This is a genomic window from Arthrobacter pigmenti, from assembly GCF_011927905.1.
GTDB classification, from domain to species: Bacteria; Actinomycetota; Actinomycetes; order Actinomycetales; family Micrococcaceae; genus Arthrobacter_D; species Arthrobacter_D pigmenti.
In genome coordinates this window covers 343267-363708 of sequence record NZ_JAATJL010000001.1, presented here as the reverse complement: position 1 = coordinate 363708, position 20442 = coordinate 343267, and the positions used below count along the sequence as shown (strand labels likewise).

4 protein-coding genes and 5 rRNA genes are annotated in these 20442 nt (G+C 57.9%); 1 reads left to right on the top strand and 8 read right to left on the bottom strand.

Features of this window, described 5'->3' with window-relative positions; translation table 11 throughout:
• Nucleotides 1–85: 85 nt before the first annotated feature.
• Together BJ994_RS01755 and BJ994_RS01750 are read right to left on the bottom strand one after the other, a co-directional pair.
• Nucleotides 86–3249: ribosomal RNA gene (locus tag BJ994_RS01755) — 23S ribosomal RNA — on the bottom strand.
• Nucleotides 3250–3799: 550 nt separating this feature from the next.
• Nucleotides 3800–5323: ribosomal RNA gene (locus BJ994_RS01750) — 16S ribosomal RNA — on the bottom strand.
• 97 nt (nucleotides 5324–5420) lie between these two features.
• Here BJ994_RS01750 and BJ994_RS01745 point away from each other — a divergent pair.
• The gene (locus BJ994_RS01745) at nucleotides 5421–5654 is read left to right on the top strand and encodes a hypothetical protein (RefSeq protein WP_167990808.1); all 234 of its coding nucleotides are present in this window, start codon (nucleotides 5421–5423) and stop codon (nucleotides 5652–5654) included.
• Nucleotides 5655–6745: 1091 nt separating this feature from the next.
• Here the strand turns inward: BJ994_RS01745 and rrf are convergent.
• The 6 genes from rrf to BJ994_RS01715 all read right to left on the bottom strand — a co-directional run bounded on the left by rrf (nucleotide 6746) and on the right by BJ994_RS01715 (nucleotide 20188).
• Nucleotides 6746–6862, bottom strand: a 5S ribosomal RNA gene (gene rrf, locus BJ994_RS01740).
• A 229-nt stretch (nucleotides 6863–7091) separates the two neighbouring features.
• Nucleotides 7092–10255, bottom strand: a 23S ribosomal RNA gene (locus BJ994_RS01735).
• 550 nt (nucleotides 10256–10805) lie between these two features.
• Nucleotides 10806–12329, bottom strand: a 16S ribosomal RNA gene (locus BJ994_RS01730).
• Together the 16S, 23S and 5S rRNA genes form the textbook arrangement of a ribosomal RNA operon.
• A gap of 418 nt (nucleotides 12330–12747) precedes the next feature.
• On the bottom strand, nucleotides 12748–16407 hold the full coding sequence (glgB, locus tag BJ994_RS01725; RefSeq protein ID WP_167990807.1) for a 1,4-alpha-glucan branching protein GlgB: 3660 nt from the start codon (nucleotides 16405–16407) through the stop codon (nucleotides 12748–12750).
• Nucleotides 16407–18173 (bottom strand): maltose alpha-D-glucosyltransferase, encoded by a 1767-nt coding sequence (gene treS, locus BJ994_RS01720; protein WP_167990805.1) that lies wholly within the window; start codon nucleotides 18171–18173, stop codon nucleotides 16407–16409. Before treS ends, glgB begins: the two co-directional genes overlap by 1 nt.
• A complete protein-coding gene (locus BJ994_RS01715) occupies nucleotides 18173–20188 on the bottom strand; it encodes an alpha-1,4-glucan--maltose-1-phosphate maltosyltransferase (protein WP_167990802.1) in 2016 nt (671 codons plus the stop codon). Before BJ994_RS01715 ends, treS begins: the two co-directional genes overlap by 1 nt.
• Nucleotides 20189–20442 lie beyond the last annotated feature (254 nt).

Genomic DNA, 20442 nt, shown 5'->3' with positions numbered 1-20442 from the left:
GCCGTGTGGTGGGTTGGGTTGGGGGGGGGGTGGGGTTGTTGGTTGGGAACCGCATAGTGGACGCGTAGCATTATGTGTTTTGTGTGGTGTCAAGTTATCGGCGTATTAGTACCGGTCAGCTTCACGAGTCGTTAGTCCTCGCTTCCACATCCGGCCTATCAACCCAGTGGTCTGGCTGGGGGCCTCTCACACGTTATGTGTATGGAAATCTCATCTTGAAGCAGGCTTCCCGCTTAGATGCTTTCAGCGGTTATCCCATCCGAACGTAGCTAATCAGCGGTGCACTTGGCAGTACAACTGACACACCAGAGGTTCGTCCGTCCCGGTCCTCTCGTACTAAGGACAGCCCTTCTCAAATTTCCTACGCGCGCAGCGGATAGGGACCGAACTGTCTCACGACGTTCTAAACCCAGCTCGCGTACCGCTTTAATGGGCGAACAGCCCAACCCTTGGGACCTACTCCAGCCCCAGGATGCGACGAGCCGACATCGAGGTGCCAAACCATGCCGTCGATATGGACTCTTGGGCAAGATCAGCCTGTTATCCCCGAGGTACCTTTTATCCGTTGAGCGACGGCCATTCCACAATGTGCCGCCGGATCACTAGTCCCGACTTTCGTCCCTGCTTGAGATGTCTCTCTCACAGTCAAGCTCCCTTGTGCACTTACACTCGACACCTGATTGCCAACCAGGCTGAGGGAACCTTTGGGCGCCTCCGTTACTTTTTGGGAGGCAACCGCCCCAGTTAAACTACCCATCAGGCACTGTCCCTGACCCGGATTACGGGCCGAAGTTAGATATCCAGAGTGACCAGAGTGGTATTTCAACGATGACTCCACCCGAACTAGCGTCCGGGTCTCACAGTCTCCCACCTATCCTACACAAGCCACACCGAACACCAATACCAAACTATAGTGAAGGTCTCGGGGTCTTTCCGTCCTGCTGCGCGTAACGAGCATCTTTACTCGTAGTGCAATTTCGCCGAGTTTATGGTTGAGACAGCGGGGAAGTCGTTACTCCATTCGTGCAGGTCGGAACTTACCCGACAAGGAATTTCGCTACCTTAGGATGGTTATAGTTACCACCGCCGTTTACTGGGGCTTAAATTCCCAGCTTCGCACCACGAGGGTGCTAACCGGTCCTCTTAACCTTCCAGCACCGGGCAGGAGTCAGTCCGTATACATCGTCTTGCGACTTCGCACGGACCTGTGTTTTTAGTAAACAGTCGCTTCCCCCTGGTCTCTGCGGCCCCGATCCGCCTCCCCACAGCAAGTGTGGTTCACGGTTGGGGCCCCCCTTCTCCCGAAGTTACGGGGGCATTTTGCCGAGTTCCTTAACCATAATTCTCTCGATCGCCTTAGTATTCTCTACCTGATCACCTGTGTCGGTTTGGGGTACGGGCAGTTAGAACCTCACGCCGATGCTTTTCTAGGCAGCATAGGATCATCGGATCCCCACCAAAAGTGGGGCCCATCGGGTCTCAGAGACGGTATCAAAACCAGGACCACGGATTTACCTATGATCCCTCCTACATCCTTAGACCGGGACAACCATCGCCCGGCCCGACTACCTTCCTGCGTCACACCTGTTAATACGCTTACCTCCCAAGATCAGGTCCCACGCGCCCCACCAACACTGGGTCCGAAGACCACGGGGAGATGGTTAGGGTGGTTAGTATCCCTTGTTCAGTATGGGCGGTTCTTCACCGGTACGGGAATATCAACCCGTTGTCCATCGACTACGCCTGTCGGCCTCGCCTTAGGTCCCGACTTACCCAGGGCAGATTAGCTTGACCCTGGAACCCTTGATCATTCGGCGGACGGGTTTCTCACCCGTCTTTCGCTACTCATGCCTGCATTCTCACTCGTGTAGGCTCCACCGCTGGTTTACACCGCGACTTCACTGCCCACACGACGCTCCCCTACCACTCCAAACACCTGAACAACCCCCAAAAAGGGGTAGCTAGATTATTATTTGAAATCCACAACTTCGGCGGTGTACTTGAGCCCCGCTACATTGTCGGCGCGGAATCACTTGACCAGTGAGCTATTACGCACTCTTTCAAGGATGGCTGCTTCTAAGCCAACCTCCTGGTTGTCTAAGCAACTCCACATCCTTTCCCACTTAGCACACGCTTAGGGGCCTTAGTTGGTGGTCTGGGCTGTTTCCCTCTCGACTATGAAGCTTATCCCCCACAGTCTCACTGCTGCGCTCTCACTTACCGGCATTCGGAGTTTGGCTGACGTCAGTAACCTTGTAGGGCCCATCGGCCATCCAGTAGCTCTACCTCCGGCAAGAAACACGCAACGCTGCACCTAAATGCATTTCGGGGAGAACCAGCTATCACGAAGTTTGATTGGCCTTTCACCCCTACCCACAGCTCATCCCCTCCATTTTCAACTGAAGTGGGTTCGGTCCTCCACGACGTCTTACCGTCGCTTCAACCTGGCCATGGGTAGATCACTTCGCTTCGGGTCTAGATCACGCCACTGAATCGCCCTATTCAGACTCGCTTTCGCTACGGCTACCCCACACGGGTTAACCTCGCGACGTAACACTAACTCGCAGGCTCATTCTTCAAAAGGCACGCCATCACCCCAACACCCATAAATGGATGGAAGCTCTGACGGATTGTAGGCACACGGTTTCAGGTACTATTTCACTCCCCTCCCGGGGTACTTTTCACCTTTCCCTCACGGTACTGGTCCGCTATCGGTCATCAGGGAGTATTTAGGCTTACCAGGTGGTCCTGGCAGATTCGCACGGGATTTCTCGGGCCCCGTACTACTTGGGATACTCTCCAAGCGGCAGCACGCATTACAGCTACGGGACTCTCACCCACTCCGGTCGGGCCTTCAAACCCGTTCACCTATACGCCTGCACTCACTTCACCAGCCCGGCAGAACTGATACGGAAAGTCCCGCAACCCCAGAGATGCAACGCCCGCCGGCTATCACACACCACTGGTTTAGCCTCATCCGCGTTCGCTCGCCACTACTAACGGAATCACTATTGTTTTCTCTTCCTGTGGGTACTGAGATGTTTCACTTCCCCACGTTCCCCCCACGTACCCTATGTGTTCAGATACGGGTCACCACGTCGCACCAAGTACGCGCAGCAGGGTTTCCCCATTCGGACATCCTGGGATCAAAGTTCGGTTATCAACTCCCCCAGGCTTATCGCAGATTCCCACGTCCTTCTTCGGCTCCTGATGCCAAGGCATCCACCGTGTGCCCTTAAAAACTTGACGAACACACACAACCAACACCAGAAGACAACACGCCACCCCCACCACACAGGCAGAAACAACGAATCACCATCCACGACGATTGCGTGCATACACAAAAAATAAGATGCTCGCGTCCACTATGCAGTTCTCAAACAACAACCCCAGTAAACACACCACCCACACCCAACCCCCAAAAAAGGAAGCCAAACAAGTGCAGGCAAGTCATGCCCAGGAAAACCAGAAACCCCACAAACCAAACCCCCACACCCACACAACGTGCGAGATCCAAAGGGGGTCAGGCTCCTGTTGCCTCAGGACCCAACAGTGTGCCAAACGATGAAACCACCACCACCAACCACGCCTTTCCACAACCCACGCACCCCAACCCCAAAAGGGAAAGGAAAACACAGATCCGTACTCAACCCAGCCAGCACCAGCAGCCACCACAATTCGTTGATATTCCACCCATGAGCACCCACCGCAGAACAAACGCCTGCGCAATGGGCTAACTCCTGACAACCCCCACCACCCCACAACGAGGCAGCAGAAAAAGCTGTTAGGCGCTCCTTAGAAAGGAGGTGATCCAGCCGCACCTTCCGGTACGGCTACCTTGTTACGACTTAGTCCCAATCGCCAGTCCCACCTTCGACAGCTCCCTCCCACAAGGGGTTAGGCCACCGGCTTCGGGTGTTACCAACTTTCGTGACTTGACGGGCGGTGTGTACAAGGCCCGGGAACGTATTCACCGCAGCGTTGCTGATCTGCGATTACTAGCGACTCCGACTTCATGAGGTCGAGTTGCAGACCTCAATCCGAACTGAGACCGGCTTTTTGGGATTAGCTCCACCTCACAGCATCGCAACCCTTTGTACCGGCCATTGTAGCATGCGTGAAGCCCAAGACATAAGGGGCATGATGATTTGACGTCGTCCCCACCTTCCTCCGAGTTGACCCCGGCAGTCTCCCATGAGTCCCCGGCATAACCCGCTGGCAACATGGAACGAGGGTTGCGCTCGTTGCGGGACTTAACCCAACATCTCACGACACGAGCTGACGACAACCATGCACCACCTGTAAACCGGCCACAAGTGGCCGACACATCTCTGCGCCGTTCCGGTTCATGTCAAGCCTTGGTAAGGTTCTTCGCGTTGCATCGAATTAATCCGCATGCTCCGCCGCTTGTGCGGGCCCCCGTCAATTCCTTTGAGTTTTAGCCTTGCGGCCGTACTCCCCAGGCGGGGCACTTAATGCGTTAGCTACGGCGCGGAAAACGTGGAATGTCCCCCACACCTAGTGCCCAACGTTTACGGCATGGACTACCAGGGTATCTAATCCTGTTCGCTCCCCATGCTTTCGCTCCTCAGCGTCAGTTAATGCCCAGAGACCTGCCTTCGCCATCGGTGTTCCTCCTGATATCTGCGCATTTCACCGCTACACCAGGAATTCCAGTCTCCCCTACATCACTCAAGTCTGCCCGTACCCACCGCAGATCCGGAGTTAAGCCCCGGACTTTCACGGCAGACGCGACAAACCGCCTACGAGCTCTTTACGCCCAATAATTCCGGATAACGCTTGCGCCCTACGTATTACCGCGGCTGCTGGCACGTAGTTAGCCGGCGCTTCTTCTGCAGGTACCGTCACTTTCGCTTCTTCCCTACTGAAAGAGGTTTACAACCCGAAGGCCTTCATCCCTCACGCGGCGTCGCTGCATCAGGCTTGCGCCCATTGTGCAATATTCCCCACTGCTGCCTCCCGTAGGAGTCTGGGCCGTGTCTCAGTCCCAGTGTGGCCGTCCACCCTCTCAGGCCGGCTACCCGTCGTCGCCTTGGTAGGCCATTACCCCACCAACAAGCTGATAGGCCGCGAGTCCATCCAAAACCACAAAAGCTTTCCACCAACCACCATGCGATGATCAGTCATATCCAGTATTAGACCCAGTTTCCCAGGCTTATCCCAGAGTCAAGGGCAGGTTACTCACGTGTTACTCACCCGTTCGCCACTAATCCCCGATGCAAGCACCGGATCATCGTTCGACTTGCATGTGTTAAGCACGCCGCCAGCGTTCATCCTGAGCCAGGATCAAACTCTCCGTAAAAAAATACGAACACAACACAAACCCCCCGGAAAAAGAAGGATCCACGCTGCACAAAATCTGAAACCAGCCAAAAAACCAGCCACCCCACAGGGGTGAGATGACCAGCAAATCAACCAATCAAAAAACAATCGGTATCAACAAACATGGCACACTATTGAGTTCTCAAACAACAGAAGCACCCAGCACCAAACACAACCCTCAAGGCCGCATCATCGCTCCGGAGCAACTTTTCAAACTTACCCACCAAACCCCACCCCGTCAAATCCACCCATTCGGGCAATTGGATCAGGTTGGCTTGGAAAACAACGCCATTCAACCCTTTATGCCATGAGGCATCGAGGTCAAATTTTTGTTGGGATTAGCCGCACTTGCCGGATCAGGTTTCCCGTCCCGGCCGCGGCGACTCAGAAAACTTTACACGCCGTAAGGGCACCCCGCAAATCGGCCCTGACGGGGCGCAAAAACGCCGGATCTCGGGCGGATTCGCCCCTCAACGAGACCAACCGGGACCACACTCACTCGACGCCGTCGAGTGATGCTGATCATACGACTGACGTCTGGTTACGGGCGCCTAACAGCCAGCACAGCCCGAGTTGGGTGACACGCTGGTCGTGTTCCGTGAGGGTTCAGCGGCACGGCCAGTGAGCATTGCGGTGCGGGACCGTGTCTAAGATCGCATCTGCAACACGCGGCTACGTCCCGCGGTGCAACCATGCAATGGAGCGCCACCATCAGGAGATCGTTCCAGCCTGGTTGAGGAAGGGTGGTCTTCATGGTGCAGCGGTCTCTGAACGGACTATGGGCGCTCGGGTGGAGATCATTCTCGCGACCTGACTTGCGCCCGACACCCCTCTCACAACGACTCACCAGTGGATCAACGGCAGTTGCACTCGAGTCCACCGACCCGTTGATTCCGTCAGGATGTTTTCTGACGGTGAAATGCAGCAATGGAGTAAGAGGTGAGTTATGGGAGCAGATTCGTAGGGACGCCAGGGTCAACGGGGAGGCCATTCGGTCCTTCGCCAGGAATGCCGTGTTCGACGATCCCTCACTGTGTGAAGTCTCGGAGGCCAAAGCTTGACCGGGAGGCCGGGAGTTTCACGGCGGATCTGTACATTCGGCAGGAAGACGCCCCTGAAACAGAGGCTGAGCTGGACCTCGGTGAGGCGTAGGTGGACCTGAAAGGTGGTGCGCACGACAGTCACCCTGCCGGTTCTGTCATGCTCTATTCGATCGCCGACGCGAGCATCGCGCCAACATACAAGACGATGGCCAAGACGATGGCCAAGACAGCCGTAGTAGCACAGCTACCCCAATCGTCCGAGCCGAGAACTTCCTCATCACTACCCCAAGTGCTGTGTGTTGCACTGGTTAAGTGTTGAAGGGCCTCACCAGCGTTGGTGAGGCCCTTCTGTAATGGTTGTCCGGCGGTGTCCTACTCTCCCACACTCTCTCGGGTGCAGTACCATCGGCGCTGTGGGTCTTAGCTTCCGGGTTCGGAATGGGACCGGGCGTTTCCCCCACGCTATGACCGCCGTAACTCGTTTTCCCGTCCCCCTTGGGTGTTTACCGTGTTTACTGGTGTGTTCGGTGGTTGTGGGGGTGGGAAGTCTGTGTTGTTACAACTTGTGTGTATGTAGTTGTGTTGTTGGTTTTTCCCCGGGTACCGGCCCCGCCTTTGCCCGCCGTGTGGTGGGTTGGGTTGGGGGGGGGTGGGGTTGTTGGTTGGGAACCGCATAGTGGACGCGTAGCATTATGTGTTTTGTGTGGTGTCAAGTTATCGGCGTATTAGTACCGGTCAGCTTCACGAGTCGTTAGTCCTCGCTTCCACATCCGGCCTATCAACCCAGTGGTCTGGCTGGGGGCCTCTCACACGTTATGTGTATGGAAATCTCATCTTGAAGCAGGCTTCCCGCTTAGATGCTTTCAGCGGTTATCCCATCCGAACGTAGCTAATCAGCGGTGCACTTGGCAGTACAACTGACACACCAGAGGTTCGTCCGTCCCGGTCCTCTCGTACTAAGGACAGCCCTTCTCAAATTTCCTACGCGCGCAGCGGATAGGGACCGAACTGTCTCACGACGTTCTAAACCCAGCTCGCGTACCGCTTTAATGGGCGAACAGCCCAACCCTTGGGACCTACTCCAGCCCCAGGATGCGACGAGCCGACATCGAGGTGCCAAACCATGCCGTCGATATGGACTCTTGGGCAAGATCAGCCTGTTATCCCCGAGGTACCTTTTATCCGTTGAGCGACGGCCATTCCACAATGTGCCGCCGGATCACTAGTCCCGACTTTCGTCCCTGCTTGAGATGTCTCTCTCACAGTCAAGCTCCCTTGTGCACTTACACTCGACACCTGATTGCCAACCAGGCTGAGGGAACCTTTGGGCGCCTCCGTTACTTTTTGGGAGGCAACCGCCCCAGTTAAACTACCCATCAGGCACTGTCCCTGACCCGGATTACGGGCCGAAGTTAGATATCCAGAGTGACCAGAGTGGTATTTCAACGATGACTCCACCCGAACTAGCGTCCGGGTCTCACAGTCTCCCACCTATCCTACACAAGCCACACCGAACACCAATACCAAACTATAGTGAAGGTCTCGGGGTCTTTCCGTCCTGCTGCGCGTAACGAGCATCTTTACTCGTAGTGCAATTTCGCCGAGTTTATGGTTGAGACAGCGGGGAAGTCGTTACTCCATTCGTGCAGGTCGGAACTTACCCGACAAGGAATTTCGCTACCTTAGGATGGTTATAGTTACCACCGCCGTTTACTGGGGCTTAAATTCCCAGCTTCGCACCACGAGGGTGCTAACCGGTCCTCTTAACCTTCCAGCACCGGGCAGGAGTCAGTCCGTATACATCGTCTTGCGACTTCGCACGGACCTGTGTTTTTAGTAAACAGTCGCTTCCCCCTGGTCTCTGCGGCCCCGATCCGCCTCCCCACAGCACGTGTGGTTCACGGTTGGGGCCCCCCTTCTCCCGAAGTTACGGGGGCATTTTGCCGAGTTCCTTAACCATAATTCTCTCGATCGCCTTAGTATTCTCTACCTGATCACCTGTGTCGGTTTGGGGTACGGGCAGTTAGAACCTCACGCCGATGCTTTTCTAGGCAGCATAGGATCATCGGATCCCCACCAAAAGTGGGGCCCATCGGGTCTCAGAGACGGTATCAAAACCAGGACCACGGATTTACCTATGATCCCTCCTACATCCTTAGACCGGGACAACCATCGCCCGGCCCGACTACCTTCCTGCGTCACACCTGTTAATACGCTTACCTCCCAAGATCAGGTCCCACGCGCCCCACCAACACTGGGTCCGAAGACCACGGGGAGATGGTTAGGGTGGTTAGTATCCCTTGTTCAGTATGGGCGGTTCTTCACCGGTACGGGAATATCAACCCGTTGTCCATCGACTACGCCTGTCGGCCTCGCCTTAGGTCCCGACTTACCCAGGGCAGATTAGCTTGACCCTGGAACCCTTGATCATTCGGCGGACGGGTTTCTCACCCGTCTTTCGCTACTCATGCCTGCATTCTCACTCGTGTAGGCTCCACCGCTGGTTTACACCGCGACTTCACTGCCCACACGACGCTCCCCTACCACTCCAAACACCTGAACAACCCCCAAAAAGGGGTAGCTAGATTATTGTTTGAAATCCACAACTTCGGCGGTGTACTTGAGCCCCGCTACATTGTCGGCGCGGAATCACTTGACCAGTGAGCTATTACGCACTCTTTCAAGGATGGCTGCTTCTAAGCCAACCTCCTGGTTGTCTAAGCAACTCCACATCCTTTCCCACTTAGCACACGCTTAGGGGCCTTAGTTGGTGGTCTGGGCTGTTTCCCTCTCGACTATGAAGCTTATCCCCCACAGTCTCACTGCTGCGCTCTCACTTACCGGCATTCGGAGTTTGGCTGACGTCAGTAACCTTGTAGGGCCCATCGGCCATCCAGTAGCTCTACCTCCGGCAAGAAACACGCAACGCTGCACCTAAATGCATTTCGGGGAGAACCAGCTATCACGAAGTTTGATTGGCCTTTCACCCCTACCCACAGCTCATCCCCTCCATTTTCAACTGAAGTGGGTTCGGTCCTCCACGACGTCTTACCGTCGCTTCAACCTGGCCATGGGTAGATCACTTCGCTTCGGGTCTAGATCACGCCACTGAATCGCCCTATTCAGACTCGCTTTCGCTACGGCTACCCCACACGGGTTAACCTCGCGACGTAACACTAACTCGCAGGCTCATTCTTCAAAAGGCACGCCATCACCCCAACACCCATAAATGGATGGAAGCTCTGACGGATTGTAGGCACACGGTTTCAGGTACTATTTCACTCCCCTCCCGGGGTACTTTTCACCTTTCCCTCACGGTACTGGTCCGCTATCGGTCATCAGGGAGTATTTAGGCTTACCAGGTGGTCCTGGCAGATTCGCACGGGATTTCTCGGGCCCCGTACTACTTGGGATACTCTCCAAGCGGCAGCACGCATTACAGCTACGGGACTCTCACCCACTCCGGTCGGGCCTTCAAACCCGTTCACCTATACGCCTGCACTCACTTCACCAGCCCGGCAGAACTGATACGGAAAGTCCCGCAACCCCAGAGATGCAACGCCCGCCGGCTATCACACACCACTGGTTTAGCCTCATCCGCGTTCGCTCGCCACTACTAACGGAATCACTATTGTTTTCTCTTCCTGTGGGTACTGAGATGTTTCACTTCCCCACGTTCCCCCCACGTACCCTATGTGTTCAGATACGGGTCACCACGTCGCACCAAGTACGCGCAGCAGGGTTTCCCCATTCGGACATCCTGGGATCAAAGTTCGGTTATCAACTCCCCCAGGCTTATCGCAGATTCCCACGTCCTTCTTCGGCTCCTGATGCCAAGGCATCCACCGTGTGCCCTTAAAAACTTGACGAACACACACAACCAACACCAGAAGACAACACGCCACCCCCACCACACAGGCAGAAACAACGAATCACCATCCACGACGATTGCGTGCATACACAAAAAATAAGATGCTCGCGTCCACTATGCAGTTCTCAAACAACAACCCCAGTAAACACACCACCCACACCCAACCCCCAAAAAAGGAAGCCAAACAAGTGCAGGCAAGTCATGCCCAGGAAAACCAGAAACCCCACAAACCAAACCCCCACACCCACACAACGTGCGAGATCCAAAGGGGGTCAGGCTCCTGTTGCCTCAGGACCCAACAGTGTGCCAAACGATGAAACCACCACCACCAACCACGCCTTTCCACAACCCACGCACCCCAACCCCAAAAGGGAAAGGAAAACACAGATCCGTACTCAACCCAGCCAGCACCAGCAGCCACCACAATTCGTTGATATTCCACCCATGAGCACCCACCGCAGAACAAACGCCTGCGCAATGGGCTAACTCCTGACAACCCCCACCACCCCACAACGAGGCAGCAGAAAAAGCTGTTAGGCGCTCCTTAGAAAGGAGGTGATCCAGCCGCACCTTCCGGTACGGCTACCTTGTTACGACTTAGTCCCAATCGCCGGTCCCACCTTCGACAGCTCCCTCCCACAAGGGGTTAGGCCACCGGCTTCGGGTGTTACCAACTTTCGTGACTTGACGGGCGGTGTGTACAAGGCCCGGGAACGTATTCACCGCAGCGTTGCTGATCTGCGATTACTAGCGACTCCGACTTCATGAGGTCGAGTTGCAGACCTCAATCCGAACTGAGACCGGCTTTTTGGGATTAGCTCCACCTCACAGCATCGCAACCCTTTGTACCGGCCATTGTAGCATGCGTGAAGCCCAAGACATAAGGGGCATGATGATTTGACGTCGTCCCCACCTTCCTCCGAGTTGACCCCGGCAGTCTCCCATGAGTCCCCGGCATAACCCGCTGGCAACATGGAACGAGGGTTGCGCTCGTTGCGGGACTTAACCCAACATCTCACGACACGAGCTGACGACAACCATGCACCACCTGTAAACCGGCCACAAGTGGCCGACACATCTCTGCGCCGTTCCGGTTCATGTCAAGCCTTGGTAAGGTTCTTCGCGTTGCATCGAATTAATCCGCATGCTCCGCCGCTTGTGCGGGCCCCCGTCAATTCCTTTGAGTTTTAGCCTTGCGGCCGTACTCCCCAGGCGGGGCACTTAATGCGTTAGCTACGGCGCGGAAAACGTGGAATGTCCCCCACACCTAGTGCCCAACGTTTACGGCATGGACTACCAGGGTATCTAATCCTGTTCGCTCCCCATGCTTTCGCTCCTCAGCGTCAGTTAATGCCCAGAGACCTGCCTTCGCCATCGGTGTTCCTCCTGATATCTGCGCATTTCACCGCTACACCAGGAATTCCAGTCTCCCCTACATCACTCAAGTCTGCCCGTACCCACCGCAGATCCGGAGTTAAGCCCCGGACTTTCACGGCAGACGCGACAAACCGCCTACGAGCTCTTTACGCCCAATAATTCCGGATAACGCTTGCGCCCTACGTATTACCGCGGCTGCTGGCACGTAGTTAGCCGGCGCTTCTTCTGCAGGTACCGTCACTTTCGCTTCTTCCCTACTGAAAGAGGTTTACAACCCGAAGGCCTTCATCCCTCACGCGGCGTCGCTGCATCAGGCTTGCGCCCATTGTGCAATATTCCCCACTGCTGCCTCCCGTAGGAGTCTGGGCCGTGTCTCAGTCCCAGTGTGGCCGTCCACCCTCTCAGGCCGGCTACCCGTCGTCGCCTTGGTAGGCCATTACCCCACCAACAAGCTGATAGGCCGCGAGTCCATCCAAAACCACAAAAGCTTTCCACCAACCACCATGCGATGATCAGTCATATCCAGTATTAGACCCAGTTTCCCAGGCTTATCCCAGAGTCAAGGGCAGGTTACTCACGTGTTACTCACCCGTTCGCCACTAATCCCCGATGCAAGCACCGGATCATCGTTCGACTTGCATGTGTTAAGCACGCCGCCAGCGTTCATCCTGAGCCAGGATCAAACTCTCCGTAAAAAAATACGAACACAACACAAACCCCCCGGAAAAAGAAGGATCCACGCTGCACAAAATCTGAAACCAGCCAAAAAACCAGCCACCCCACAGGGGTGAGACGACCAGCAAATCAACCAATCAAAAAACAATCGGTATCAACAAACATGGCACACTATTGAGTTCTCAAACAACAGAAGCACCCAGCACCAAACACAACCCTCAAGGCCGCATCATCGCTCCGGAGCAACTTTTCAAACTTACCCACCAAACCCCACCCCGTCAAATCCACCCGCCACACGCAACTCTCAGCATCCAAAGTTTCATCTGGATCAGAGGGATGTTTGTGTCGGCCAGATCCGAGATCATCGGTCGGCGCGGATATAAACTCTAGCACCCCGCAGCCGGATCTGTAAATCCGGATCCGGGGGCGATTGCCGGACTAAGGTTGGGCCGGAACGAGGTACAGAACGCCCAGCGGCGGCACCCTCAGGTTCGCGGATGCGGGCAAGCCGTTGTGGGCACCCTCGATAGCGTCAACTACACCGAGGTTGCCTACGCCCGAGCCGCCGTACTCCTCAGCGTCCGTGTTGAGCAATTCCTTCCACTGACCTGCCCACGGCATCCCTACCCGGTAGCCCTCATGGGGAGCACCCGAGAAGTTTGCGATGCAGATCAGTGGGTTCCCCTGGGTGTCCCAGCGGATGAAAGACAAGGTGTTGTGGGCGCCGTCGTTCTCGTCGATCCACTGGAAGCCCGAAGGATCGTTATCACGGACATACAGCGCCGGCGTGGCCGTGTAAACGGAGTTCAACGTCCGGACGAGATGCTGGACGCCCTTGTGCGGGATAGTGTCGGAAACCCACCAGTCAAGACCATGCTGTTCGGACCACTCGGACTCCTGGGCGAACTCCGTTCCCATGAATATCAACTGCTTGCCCGGGTGTGCCCACTGGAATGCGAGGTATGCGCGGACATTCGCCAACTGCTGCCACCGGTCCCCTGGCATCTTCCGCAGAAGTGAACCCTTGCCGTGAACTACCTCGTCATGGCTGATCGGCAGCATGAAATTCTCGGTGTAGGCGTACACCATCGAGAAGGTCGCCTTGCCGTGGTGGTGGACACGATTGATCGGGTCCTCCGAAATGTACTGGAGAGAATCATGCATCCAGCCCATGTTCCACTTGATGCCGAATCCCAGTCCGCCCTGGGAGGTTGCACGGGTGACGCCGTCGAACGCTGTCGACTCCTCGGCAATCATGACGATCCCCGGTGCGCGCTTGTACGCAGTGGCGTTGACCTCCTGGAGGAAGGAGATCGCTTCAAGGTTCTCGCGGCCACCAAACTTATTCGGCTGCCATTGGCCGTCCTCGCGGGAGTAATCGAGATAGAGCATCGACGCCACTGCGTCCACCCGGAGGCCGTCGATGTGGAATTCCTCCAGCCAGTACAGCGCGTTGGCAACGAGGAAGTTGCGGACTTCGCGTCGTCCGAAGTCGAAGATGAGCGTTCCCCAGTCGGGATGCTCACCGAGCTGCGGGTTCCCGTGCTCATAGAGCGTGTCGCCGTCGAACCGTGCCAGCGCCCACTCATCCTTCGGGAAGTGCGCGGGCACCCAGTCCATGATGACGCCGATACCTGCCTGGTGGAGCTTGTCCACCAGATACTTGAAATCGTCTGGATGACCGAAGCGCGAGGTCGGAGCGTAATAGGACGTGACCTGGTAGCCCCATGACCCACCGAAGGGATGCTCCGCGACGGGCATGAGCTCGACATGGGTGAAGCCCTGCCACGAAACGTACTCGACGAGCTGCTCAGCGAGCTGTTTGTAGTCGAGCCCCAGACGCCACGAACCGAGGTGCACTTCATAGACGCTCATGGGACCGTTGTGCGGGTCCTTCGTTGGGCGTGCATCCATCCACTCGTCGTCGTTGAATGAATAGCGCGATTCCACCACGCGGGAGCCGGTCAGCGGAGGAACCTCTGTCCCCCGTGCCATCGGATCTGCTTTCTCCCGCCACTGACCATCGCGCCCAAGGATCTCGAACTTGTAGCACGCCCCGGCTCCGGCACCGGGCACGAACAACTCCCAAATTCCCGAGCTTCCGAGTGAGCGCATGGCGTGGACGGATCCGTCCCAGCCATTGAAATCAGCTTTCACCCGAACGGACTGCGCATTCGGCGCCCACACCGCGAAGCTGACGCCGGTGATGTCACCCAGCGTGGACGCGTAGTGGCGGACGTGCGCGCCAAGTGCCGTCCACAGGGTCTCATGGCGACCTTCGGCGATGAGGTGCATGTCGATCTCGCCCAACGTGGGCAGGAACCGGTAGGCGTCGTCGACGACGTGGGGTTCGCCGTCGTACATCACTTCCAGCCGGTAATCGGGGACGTGACCGGCGCGCTCGGCTTCGAGAGTACCGACCCAGATCCCGTTATGTTCGTGCTGTAGCTGCACCCGGCCGGCGCCTGTCACCACTGACACGCTCTCTGCGAGCCGGCGGAGTGTCCGGATGGTCACATGACCGTGCTGGTCAAGGTGCGCACCCAGAACTGCATGTGGTTGGTGATAGCTCCCCTCGGAAACGCGCTGCAGAATGTCGGGATCCACGGAAATCGGTCCTCCTAGCGGCGCCGTAGCCTTCGCGGGTTCGGTCGAAGAAGCAGCGTCTGCGGGCTCCGACTGCGCAACAGGTGACTGCACCGATGTGGAAGCCGCACCCTTCAGCATCCGACGGACGGCCGCCACGGGAACATCCACCCAGTCCGGTCGATTTCTCAATTCGTACACCACCTCATACAGTGCCTTGTCGAGCCAGAGCGCCCGATACAGCGCCCCTGAACGATCGACAGTGGTTCCGGCTTCACTTGAGTAGCCGTCGAGGAACGCAGCGACCGACTCCTTCGCCCAGGCCTCGGCATCACCGCCGGACACGGCGGCGTCATGGACACCGACACCCGCGGCATACTCGAGCGAACGTACCAGGCCGACGACGTCGCGCACCGGCACATCAGGCACGCTCCGCTCTGCGGCGGGCCGGAGCGGTTCGCCCTCGAAATCGAGAACCAGCCACCCGGCGTCGTTCGTTGCGAGAATTTGACCGAGGTGAAGGTCAGCATGAATGCGCTGGAGTTCGGGCAGCCCCTCCAGGGCTGTCACTTCGGCGAGGACGGAGTTCACCTCGGCGTCCAGCGGCCCCACTGAGGAACCGGCTTCGCGCCAGGCCCACTCGATACGGCTGGCAAGCGACTCCCGGAATTCCTCGGTCTCAACCGCAGTTGCCTGTCTGCTGCCGAATGCCGAAGCCAACTGGGTGTGCACGCGCGCAACGACGCGGCCAAGCTCAGAGGCCTCCTTCGCAAACGAGCGGCCGGACTCGACCGCGGAGACGGCGCTCCGCCAGGCGTCCTTGCTGTCTCCGATGAATTCGCGAAGCACGCTCAGGTGCCCGCTCACCCACTCGCCCTCGGCCCTGCCATCCTGCCAACTTCCCATGACCCATCCGAAAGTCTGCGGTACATCGGTGGAGCCCGCATCAGTAAGCTTTGCGCTGACCAGCACGTCGGGACTCTCACCCGCCGCCAGGACGCGGAAGAACTTCACGATCATCGGTGTGTCCGCGGACGGGATCACAACAGACGTATTGGACTGCTCACCTGTCAGCACAGCGATCTCAGCCGGGCCCGTGGACACCTGCGAGGTTCCGAAAGCACCGCACGCCGTGCCCTGGGTACGGCCGTCGGCCGTTGCGGCCTCCATGCGCACCAGATCGATCCAGGCCGTTACGAACACCGGGTCATGTGTGCCGTCATAGACCCAGCGGCGGCCCAACTCGGAGTGCTCCGTTTCACCGATGAGCGCGGCTTCGGCCCCCACCAGCGGTTCGGAACGGTAGGTCAGCGGAACGTTGACGACATCCAGCCTCCGACCAGACTCGACAGCCACCAAGTGAACCTCGAGTCCCACCTCACCGGCCGGGTCCTCAAGTTTGATCCCGCCCACCCGGTTGAGGGAGATGTCCCTGCCCTTTGCCGGGAACCAGCGCTGCCTGGGCATCCATGCCGAAAGGAGATCTGGAAGGGATGGCGTCGATGTGCCCATTACTTAACTGCCTCCGAAATAGGGATCACGGGGATGGCTTCAGTGTGCGGTGACGCGATGTTGGAACTTGCCGAGCGTAGCCGCAGCCAATAGAAGTCATGGCTGCCGAGCGTCAGCGTGAGATTGCCGTCTTCCCCGAAGGCCGGGAACGGTGTGCCGCCGAAGAGATCCCGCAAACCGCGCCCGGAGTACTCCGGGAGATGCAGCTTGGCGGCGACCGGGTGCTGCGAAAGATTGAACACGCACAGAATGATCTCCGGCTGCTCGCCCTCGGCATTACCCTCGGAAACTTCACGGATGAATGCCAGAACCGGCTCGGCTTCCGTGGGCACGTTCCGGTACGCACCGAGGCCGAACGCCGGGTGGGAACGGCGAACCGCGAGCATCTGCCGCATCCAGTGAAGCAGGGAGCTGGAACTCGCCAGTTGCGCCTCCACATTGACGTGGTTGTAGTGGTAGACCAGCGACTGCACCACCGGCAGGTAGAGCTTTCCGGGATCGGCGGTGGAGAACCCGGCATTCCGGTCCGGGTTCCACTGCATCGGCGTGCGGGAGGCATCGCGATCCTCGAGCCAGATGTTGTCACCCATCCCGATCTCGTCCCCGTAATACAGGAACGGGCTTCCGGGCAGCGACAACAGCAGCGCATGAATCAACTCGACTTCAGCGCGGGAGTTATCCAGCAACGGCGAAAGACGACGCCGGATACCGATGTTCGCCCGCATGCGTGAATCCGGTGCGTACCACCCGAGCATCGCCTCGCGTTCCTCGTTGGTGACCATCTCAAGCGTGAGCTCATCGTGGTTCCGAAGGAAGGTTCCCCATTGCGCCCCGGACGGTATCGCCGGGGTCTCGGCCATAGTCTCGATGATCGGCCCCGCCTTCTGGTCGCGCAGTGCATAGAACAGCCGTGGCATGATCGGGAAGTGGAAGCACATGTGGCACTCCGCGCCGTCGTCGTCGCCGAAGTACTCGACAACTTCCTCCGGCATCTGGTTTGCCTCCGCGATGATCACACGGCCCGGGTAGTTCTCATCCACCATCGCACGGAGGTCCTTGAGGAACGTGTGCGTGGCGGGCAGGTTTTCACAGTTGGTGCCCTCTTCCTCGAAGAGGTACGGGATCGCGTCCGCACGGAAGCCGTCTATTCCCTGGTCCAGCCAGAAACGGACGACATCGAACAACGCCTCGATGACCTTCGGGTTCTCGAAGTTCAGGTCCGGCTGGTGGCTGAAGAACCGGTGCCAGAAGAACTGACGGCGCACCGGGTCAAAGGTCCAGTTGGACTCTTCGGTGTCGACGAAGATGATGCGGGCGTCCTGGTACTTCTCGTCCGTGTCGCTCCAGACGTAGAAATCGCCGTATGGTCCGTCAGGATCGTTCCGGGACTCCTCGAACCAATGATGTTTGTCCGACGTATGGTTCAGCGGAAGGTCGATGATTACACGGACACCGCGCGCATGCGCCTCCGCCACCAGGCGCTTGAAGTCGCTGAGGCTGCCAAACTCGTCGAGGACGTCGTAATAGTCCGCGATGTCATATCCGCCGTCGCGTAGAGGCGACTTGAAGAACGGCGGCAGCCACAGGCAGTCGACGCCCAGCCACTGGAGGTAATCGAGCTTGTCGATCAGGCCCGTGAAATCGCCCGAACCGTCACCGTTGGCGTCCGCGAACCCGCGGACCAATACTTCGTAGAACACTGCCTTGCGGTACCAGTGCGGGTCATGTGCAAGGCCCGGTGCATTCAGTTGAAACGGGTTCGCCACTAGGGCTTCCTCCTGACGGAAAGGATGTGTGCCGGCTCCACGTGGGCGTCCAGCCTGACGTAGTTGTGGGCCCCCCACTGCCAGCTCTGACCGGTGATCAGATCGTCCACCCAGAAGGTGGCGTCCTCGTTCCGGCCGCGCATCCCGAGGCCCAAGGCCTCAAGGTTAAGGGATACGGTGCATTCCCGCGCACTATGGGGATCGACATTGACGACGACGATGAGCGTGTCCTTGTCCGAGCCGTCCTCACCGAGGCCGTCCTTGTGCTTGGAGAACACGATGGTGGCCGGGTCTGTGCTGGTGTGGATCGTCAGATTCTCCAGATCCCCCAGTGCAGGGTGCGCGCGGCGGATCTCGTTGAGTCTGGTCAGGAAGGGCGCAAGACTGCGGCCCTGGGCCGCAGCAGCAGCGTAATCCCGGGGACGGTACTCGAACTTCTCATTGTCGATGTACTCCTCAGCGCCGGGACGTGCAACGTGCTCGTAGAGTTCGTATCCGGAGTAAACACCCCACAACGGGCTGGCCAGCGATGCGAGCACGGCACGGATCTTGAAGGCGGCCGGACCACCGTACTGAAGGTACTCGGTCAGGATATCCGGTGTATTGACGAAGAAGTTGGGGCGGAAGAACGCCGGTGTTTCCCTGCTGACCTCCGTGAAGTACTCCTCCAGTTCTTCCTTGGTGTTGCGCCAGGTGAAGTAGGTGTATGACTGCTGGAAGCCCGCACGGCCCAGGGCGTGCATCATCGCCGGACGCGTGAACGCCTCCGCCAGGAACACCACTTCGGGGTGCTCTTTGTTGACTTCAGCGATCAGCCACTCCCAAAACTGGACGGGCTTGGTGTGCGGGTTGTCGACACGGAAGATACGGACGCCGTGGCTGACCCAAAGCAGCACAATCCGCAGGACCTCCTGGTACAGGCCGGCCGGATCATTGTCGAAGTTGATCGGATAGATGTCCTGGTACTTCTTGGGAGGGTTTTCCGCGTACGCGATGGAGCCGTCAACGCGGGTTGTGAACCATTCCGGATGCTCGGTCACCCACGGGTGGTCCGGTGAAGCCTGCAGCGCGAGATCCAGTGCTACTTCAAGATCCAGTTCAGCAGCCCGGTTTACAAACGCGTTGAAGTCATCGAAAGAACCCAAGTCCGGGTGGATAGCATCATGGCCACCCTCGGGGGCACCGATGGCCCACGGTGAACCAGGATCACCCGGACCTGCGTTCAGCGTGTTGTTTGGGCCCTTGCGGTGGGTTGTGCCGATGGGGTGGATCGGCGGCAGGTAGACAACGTCGAAACCCATCTCCGCGATCGCCGGAAGCCTCTCGGAGGCTGTCCTGAAATTGCCGGACGTCCATCGCGCCGACGCCGGATCGTAGGTTGCGCCCTCCGAACGGGGAAAGAACTCGTACCAGGAGCCGCGACCGGCGGCTTCACGCTCAACAAGGATGGGGTATTCCGGTGAGCGCGTCACTAGGGCCCGCAGAGGTTCCCGCTGAATCGCCGACAGGATCTCAGCCGATTCCCCGGCAGCCAGCCGTTCATCGACGGGCAGCTCGGTGTCCCGCAGTCGATCCGCGGCGCTCCGGAAGACTTTCGCCTCATCGCGGGGGCGGGCCGATGCGTGGTCCGCGAATAGCACGGCCCCTTCCTCCAGCATGAGCTCAATATCCACCCCGGCAGCAATCTTCACCGTTGCGTTGTGGTGCCAGGTTCCGTGAAGGTCGGCCCAGCCCTCGATGACAAACGTATGGAGCCCAACGCTCCCGGGACGAAGCCGTCCCTCATAGTGATCGGTTCCCGCCCCCAGCGGCGTTAACCGTGTCCGCTGGATTTCCGAGCCATCCGGATTCAGAAGAACAGCCGAAGCGCCCAATTGGTCATGGCCCTCGCGGAAAACCGTGGCGCCGACCACGATGTCCGAACCGGGGATGGCCTTCGCTGGGAACCTTCCGCCCTCGACCACGGGAGAAACCCTCGTGATTGGAATCCGTCCGAACCTCAGATCTGCATCCATGGATGCGCCTGCCCTTGTACGTGTCGCCTCGCTCGAAGTGGTCACAGACTAGACGTTATCGATTATTGGGGCAGATTGCTAAGGCAACTGACCTATTGCCTTTGGATATTGCCTCAGGCGGCTCAAACGCGTTCCCGCGGTAGGGCCGCGCGCCGAACTTCCGACGGCGAATGCCTCCCGTACACGATATGGCGTGCGTCACAATGCAAGCGCTTACGTAATTCCGCCGGGTCAGCCTTTACACCTGCGCAATG

Coding starts and splice junctions, on each gene's coding strand:
- BJ994_RS01745 (WP_167990808.1), top strand. CDS start 5,421: ATGACCAGCAAATCAACCAATCAAAAAACAATCGGTATCAACAAACAT.
- glgB (WP_167990807.1), bottom strand. CDS start 16,407: ATGGGCACATCGACGCCATCCCTTCCAGATCTCCTTTCGGCATGGATG.
- BJ994_RS01715 (WP_167990802.1), bottom strand. CDS start 20,188: ATGGATGCAGATCTGAGGTTCGGACGGATTCCAATCACGAGGGTTTCT.